Here is a 6,304-nt window from a genome sequence, read left to right as displayed (position 1 = left end):
CAGGTTTCTGCCCGGGGATTTTCCCAGGGAGATATGAAAATCAGTCTCAATCTCACAGAGGTAAAACTCAATAAAGCGCTAACCATAATAGAAAAGAAAAGTGGTTATCGCATTTTTTATAGTGATGATGACCTGCCTGCTTCAACAATTGTAAGCATCAAAGCGACTATGCGGCTGAGCGCTGGGACGAACTCTCGAAAAAACATTTTGACCGATTGTTATTGAAGGAGTTTGCATCTGTCAATAAAGACAAGGGGTTATGTGCTGACTTTGGCTGTGGTCCTGGACAAACAACAAAATTTCTCTACAACAATGGCCTTAAAGACATCATCGGCATTGATCTATCGCCGGCGATGATTAGTGCTGCCCGGAAACTTTCGCTGAAATTGAATTTGAAACCGGGGACTTGTTGAATATCGTTTATCCACCGGAATACCTTGGAAGTGCAATTGCGTTCTATTCAATAGTACATTTACCAATGATCAGATCAGGAATTGTTTTCGGAGACATATACCGCGTATTGAATCCAGGTGGAAATTTTTTATTTTCCTTTCACTCAGGAGATGAGATAGTTCATTTTGACAAAGCTCATGACAAGGAAGTTGATATTGATTTATTCTTCTTTAAGACAGATGACAAAACTGATATGTCACCCCTTAAGTTTCGACAGTCATTTAATTGACAGCATTATTCCATACACTCATTTTTAATTTTCTACTTGCGGCGATCCGATCATTCGCAAATAAAAAGAGACTGTCTTTCAACAGCCTCTTCAATAACAGGGGATAAGGGTCGTTATAGTTTCACTATCCTTAATGTTTGCTATTTATTTATTCCTTCTAATTTCAATATGTAGATACCATTTTTCAGGAAACTGAGATCCTTACTGATTGTTAATTGACCTAAAACAGAAAACCGCCGTATGCCGAACGGTACGCGCAGTGATGCGAGAGAAAGATAGCCAACAAAGTTGGCTACTTTCCTACTCGCTTTTGTGTAATTGTTGTATGAGTGAAGCCTTAACCAAAATTTTAGTTTCTATATAATGTCTCCTGTTGAAAATTTCAAAGATCATTTCAACAGATAATTATTTAACTCAGGTATTTTATTTTTAAGTGCCACTATCAAAACATTCAATCGAACAGTCAAAACATCAGTTGATTTTTCGGAAGAACTTTCGGTTTTTAAAGATGGATTGTATGAATACATTGGTTGTTGAATTAAGTACATCTTTTAGCGGCCCCTTAGAAAGGCAAGGAGGTTAGCCATATCCTGTTTGTTAACTTCTTTCTCCAGTCCAACAGGCATAATTGACATTCCCAATGCAGATATGGATTTAATATCCTTACGTGATATGGTAGCTGGCAATGTTCCTGAATTTACAATTGTAATAGCTGTGGGAGTCTCTGTTGAAATTATTCCTTGTTTTAATGTTCCATCGTTAAGTACCACCTCCCACGAATCATAACCATCTGCGATAGACTGATTCGGGTCTAAGATATTAGACATTATGTCGGCAGAACTCCAGTTACGAACCGTGCCAAGGTCCGGACCCAATGCAACACCTATCTTTCCTCTTATTTGATGACAGTTTCCGCAGTTCTTTATAAACAAATCTTTGCCGGGAATCGGATCTCCTTTCAATGTAAGTGCACTCTGATATTCACGGATAAGATCTTTCTGTTTATCATCTTTTCTGGTAAGCAATTTTCTTGCACGTTCTTTAAGTAGTGAATCACCTTTTGCAAATTCAGGTTTTTTAGGCCAGCGTCCTGCCATAAGCCTTACGCTTCTTGGCCATCCAATACTGGTTGCTTTAATTTTCCCGTCTTCAATAGCAGTTAAAAGTAAACTCACCCGCTCCGAATTAGACATGAATGTATTTAATGCTGCGTCCCGGATTTCAGGAGTAAGGGTAGGCCACCGCATGAGTATGTAATTATTTACTGTGAGGTCTGGTACCAGATTCAATGTACGCAAAGCGGCTAACTGAACCGGTAGAGGCTCTTGAGGATTTATTAATCCTGTTAAAAATGGTACATGTTTTTTGGGATCCTGAAGTGCAAGAAAGTTAATAGCATTTCCTCTTTGTTGTTCACTCATTTTAAGATTTCCTGCAAGTTCTCTGGCCTCAGCCATTGCAGCATCTGTTTTATTATCATTTGCAATCCCTATTATCCTCAGAATATGTAAGGAACTTTCTCTTATTGATTGGGAAGGATGCTTTAGCGCAGAATGCATCAATAAATTTCTTTCTGAAGCAAATTCAGCAGGAGAAGACTTCCGGCTTTGAATTCCTTTTTCCAATCCTTTTAATATGGCGTCTTTCCAGGCAACGTGGACAACATCTGTTGCAGTTGCTCTAATTAAAAGCTGATTAACTATTTTCGGTGAGAGACTTGCTGCAATTGTAGTGCTTAACCGTTCAATAAGTGTAGCATAGGCCGGGATATTGGGCTTAAAATTAGTGATTACAGCATTTAATAAACCCAGGTTATCAAATGATGGCGCGCTAAGGGCAGCAATTTGTATCCACGGATCGTTGATATCCTTAAATAATAACTCCTCTCTGATACTAATCGCTTCAGAGGAATTTATGAATCCCAGGGTGCAAAGCAATTGAAATCTTACTTTTGGATCCGGGTCAGTCTTTAGTTTGAACAATTGTAATTGCAGGGCGGGCTCAGTTTGGAGGTGGAGTTCAGCAAGTTTAATTGCATTCTCTCTTATGCCGGTCACCGTATCGTTTAATGCATTTATAATTGATTCTTTACCTAACGCATGCATTCCCTCCAATGTCCATAAAGCGTGTAGTCTTCCCTCGGAAGATGTAGAATTCTGAGTCATTCGGATTAACAGCGGTATTGCCTGTTTATCATTTCTATCGACAAGCAACCGTTGCGCATTCTGACGCCACCAGATGTTTGAACTTGACAGTTTTTCCACTAGTTGTTCGACTGTAGCCTGTCCAAGTGTGAGACCTTTTGTCCATTCTGCCGGCTCTGCCTGGGTTCGGCTAATACGGTATATTCGTCCCTGACCAGTACCGGCATAAAGATTGGCTGATTTAACAACTTCGTCTGCCATGAATTCGGGACCCTCAATAAACTGCCTGTAAAAATCTACAACATACAATGCACCGTCGGGACCAATATACATATTGACTGGTCGAAACCATGGATCATGGGAAGTCAGAAATTCTTTACTTGCCTGAAGACGGCTTGCTTTAAAGGAAGCACCTTCAGGAGTCAGTCTGTCAACATGAATCAGGTTATGAGCTGGTTCACCAACAAATACTGTATTATCTGAATAAGGGTCCGGAAATGCTCCGCCCAGATTTGCCGTAATTCCACATGCCGCTGTAAATACTCCTATATCTGTCAGAAGTTGGTTTTCCGGGTTGACTGTAGTTGGAAATACTTCAGAGGAATGATCTGAAAGTGTTTTGGTGGAATTAGAAACCAGGAGATCAGGATTGCGGTTAAGATATCGAGCAGCAATTACTTCCTGAAAAATGTGGTTGGAATTTCTAACCATCAAATGATTGCCCCACTTATCAAAACTTTGACCATACTGGGTATTACTTGACAAACTTTGAAGTTCTTTTGTATCCGGGCGAAAACGAACGACACGGCCGTTTGCGTTATCCGGCAGAACAGGCCCTGCTGGATTATCAGTAAAATGAATCTCTGTCTTACTGTTACCTCCGTTCGGCAGATAAATCCAATTATCTAATCCAAAATTGGGATTATTAATATTTAATTCAAGATTTGTTGAATCAAATCCGGCAAGCATGACGTTCTTAATATCGGCACGGCCATCGTCATTTGTATCTTCGAAATAAAGTACGTAAGGAGGATCTGTTACCAAAATACCTTTCTTCCATCGCATGACACCGCTTGGTAAAATCAATGAGTCGGCGAAAACACTACTTTTATCCATTTTGCCATCTCCGTTAGTATCTGCCATGAGTTTTACCTGCCCGACACCTGATTTATTAAAAGGCACTCCATTCATTTCAACCACATACATCTTTCCATTTTCGTCGATTTCCATATCAACAGGATCTGAAAGCAATGGTTCGGAAGCTATCAGTTCAATCTTAAAACCTGGTTCAAGTTCAAAATCGGAAAGCGATTCTATTGCCGGTTTATCATGGGGAGAATCGGATTTGTTTTGGCAACCGGAATTTAAAATAAAACAACCAGTCAGGATCAAATAAAAATATCTCATCTATTTAACAGTTTAATTCGATTAATGATGATATCAAAAACATTTGTTGGGAGTATTGCGGGCTGAGAGTGCCAGAAAAATGAATCATATCCCTCGTATGTTTTAGTTTGAATATGCCAATCACGCGGCAGATAGCTTACTTCATCATTGGTATACCCCGCTACCGAAACCATTTTACCTGGCCATAAGTTTTTTATGGCCATTCCGTACTCTGTTACAGCTTCTCTTGAAAGGCCCACCAATTTCCAATTACCGATATTCAGCGTTTGTACATATACCGGCCATGTTGTAGGAACCGTATGGTTATTATAATTTGATATCATTGCATCTGCCCAGCGCACATTTTTTTCCGCCGATACATTTCCTTCCTTACCGCTGTTCTCAATTTTAAACGCTTCTATTTTTTCTTTGCTCCACGGAATTATGGGTATCAGAATAGTATCGAGGGAATATGAAATATCCCCATCTATCTTTTCCATTTTTTCATTTAATATTTTCATCACATCGATCGCCAGATCCATCCCCGTTTTATTGTAATCATCCGATACAGGATTTATATCCCCTCCACAACCCTGAAGAAAAATTGACATGCCTGCATTTGTTCTTTTTTGAACCAGGGCCCTTGTTACTCCGGGATAGTTTGCGGTCATAGTGAAAGATTCTCTTCCTGTATTTCTCGAAACAGGATGGCAACCCGTCAAAAAAAGAACATTTTGAGTTTTTGTAAATTTGTCTTCTATCCTGAGAGCATCCAGTGTGCTGTCGTACGGCGTTTGTTTATTTGCAGAACTTCTGTTGCGACCAATCTTTGTTGTCCCCCTGCCAAAATATAAGTTTGCAGGGACCATGTTACTGATCGCCAGTTCAACTGATTTAATAACACTTTTTCTTACACGGTCCAGGTAAAAACTGTCAGGCATTTGCATATATGCACCATACGAAGGAAATGCCTGCACTACAGGTGCAAAATGAGTGTGCGATGCATTGATGAATATAGCGGAGGCAGGAATATTAGTGCTCCTGGTGATCTCCTTTTTTACATAATCTATCAGCATGTGATCAAATCCACGAAGATCGATTCCTACGATAACAACTGTCTTCTCCTTTTTTTTGATCGCAAGTGCAGAAGCCGACAAGTCTCCTTTAGAGCTATGTTCTGCTAAGTACATCTTCCCGTTTTCGTCAATACCATATAAGCGGTCCTTCACGATCACGATATGCCTTAATTTTACATCGTAAGTAATACTATTATATCGACCGATTTTTATCCAATCTTCTACATTTCCTACTCCTCTCTTCCATATATTGTTATCTGAACTGAGACCGAAAATCAGTTTTTCATTTGTAGTCATGCTTATGATATCTGGAGCATGACCTATTTTTTTCGCGTCGATTTTTTTTTCATAAATATCTATTCTGTATAATTCATTCTGGTCGTTTACAGCATAAATCTTTTTATTAAATCCTGTTATAGCTTTCAGGTTTTTTATTCCATTTGAATGAATTGTATACCCGTTTTTTGTAAATATCTGCCTCACTTCAAAATCGCCATTAGCCAGAGTAATATAAAATCGATTGTCCAGGACCGCTAGCAGATTTGCATTTTTAGTTGTACCAGATGACTTCCATTTATAGATATTATCGATACTGGTTTGTGATAAACTATTATTCGCATCAATTGCATACATGTTTTTGCCAGAGGCACTCACTGATGTTATTGGAGAGATTTTACCCTGATACATCCATTCAATCGTAAAACGTCCGTCACGAGGAGCTCCATAGCCTGCCAGAGCAACTGAAAATGTGCTACTGTCTGGTTCGATGCCCACCCTTGAGCTTCCGATCTGATAATTTTCCTGACTTTGCAATCCAGTAAACTGGTGCAAAAGGATTAGAAGTAATAAAATTGAGTTTTTGAGCATTGTGAACTGTTTAATTGTCTGAAATGCAATAATATATGGGTTAATTACCGACATGCGTTACTCCAATCAATCCCACCTGACACTTGTTGTTAATCCAAGTAAAAATAAGTAAAATGCGCATATACGCAAATAAATAACGCATATAAACG

5 protein-coding genes are annotated in these 6,304 nt (G+C 39.1%); 3 read left to right on the top strand and 2 right to left on the bottom strand.

Annotated elements, in window-relative coordinates:
• The 3 genes from VK664_RS07035 to VK664_RS07025 form a co-directional block, all read left to right on the top strand.
• On the top strand, positions 1-225 hold a 225-nt coding region (locus tag VK664_RS07035; RefSeq protein ID WP_461397922.1), incomplete at its 5' end, for a hypothetical protein.
• Entirely contained in the window at positions 216-413 is a 198-nt protein-coding gene (locus VK664_RS07030) for a class I SAM-dependent methyltransferase (RefSeq protein WP_461397921.1), read from the top strand. The genes VK664_RS07035 and VK664_RS07030, both read left to right, overlap by 10 nt.
• Positions 407-682, top strand: coding sequence for a hypothetical protein (locus VK664_RS07025; protein WP_461397920.1), 276 nt, complete (start codon positions 407-409; stop codon positions 680-682). The genes VK664_RS07030 and VK664_RS07025 overlap by 7 nt, the downstream gene beginning before the upstream one ends.
• Before the next feature lie 551 nt (positions 683-1,233).
• Here the strand turns inward: VK664_RS07025 and VK664_RS07020 are convergent.
• Positions 1,234-4,233, bottom strand: coding sequence for a PVC-type heme-binding CxxCH protein (locus VK664_RS07020; RefSeq protein ID WP_461397919.1), 3,000 nt, complete (start codon positions 4,231-4,233; stop codon positions 1,234-1,236).
• The gene (locus VK664_RS07015; RefSeq protein WP_461397918.1) at positions 4,230-6,155 is read right to left on the bottom strand and encodes a hypothetical protein; all 1,926 of its coding nucleotides are present in this window, start codon (positions 6,153-6,155) and stop codon (positions 4,230-4,232) included. The genes VK664_RS07020 and VK664_RS07015 overlap by 4 nt, the downstream gene beginning before the upstream one ends.
• Between the last annotated feature and the right edge of the window lie 149 nt (positions 6,156-6,304).

The sequence above is a fragment of the Flavitalea sp. genome (genome assembly GCF_035489435.1).
In the GTDB taxonomy this organism is placed as follows: Bacteria; Bacteroidota; Bacteroidia; order Chitinophagales; family Chitinophagaceae; genus DATHKG01.
The sequence above is the reverse complement of the archived record's forward strand: the minus strand, read 5'-3'. Positions and strand labels throughout refer to the sequence as shown.

What these genes read in the sequence shown, in the direction of transcription:
- VK664_RS07020 (WP_461397919.1), bottom strand. Translation starts at nt 4,233, where the DNA reads ATGAGATATTTTTATTTGATCCTGACTGGTTGTTTTATTTTAAATTCC.
- VK664_RS07015 (WP_461397918.1), bottom strand. Translation starts at nt 6,155, where the DNA reads ATGCTCAAAAACTCAATTTTATTACTTCTAATCCTTTTGCACCAGTTT.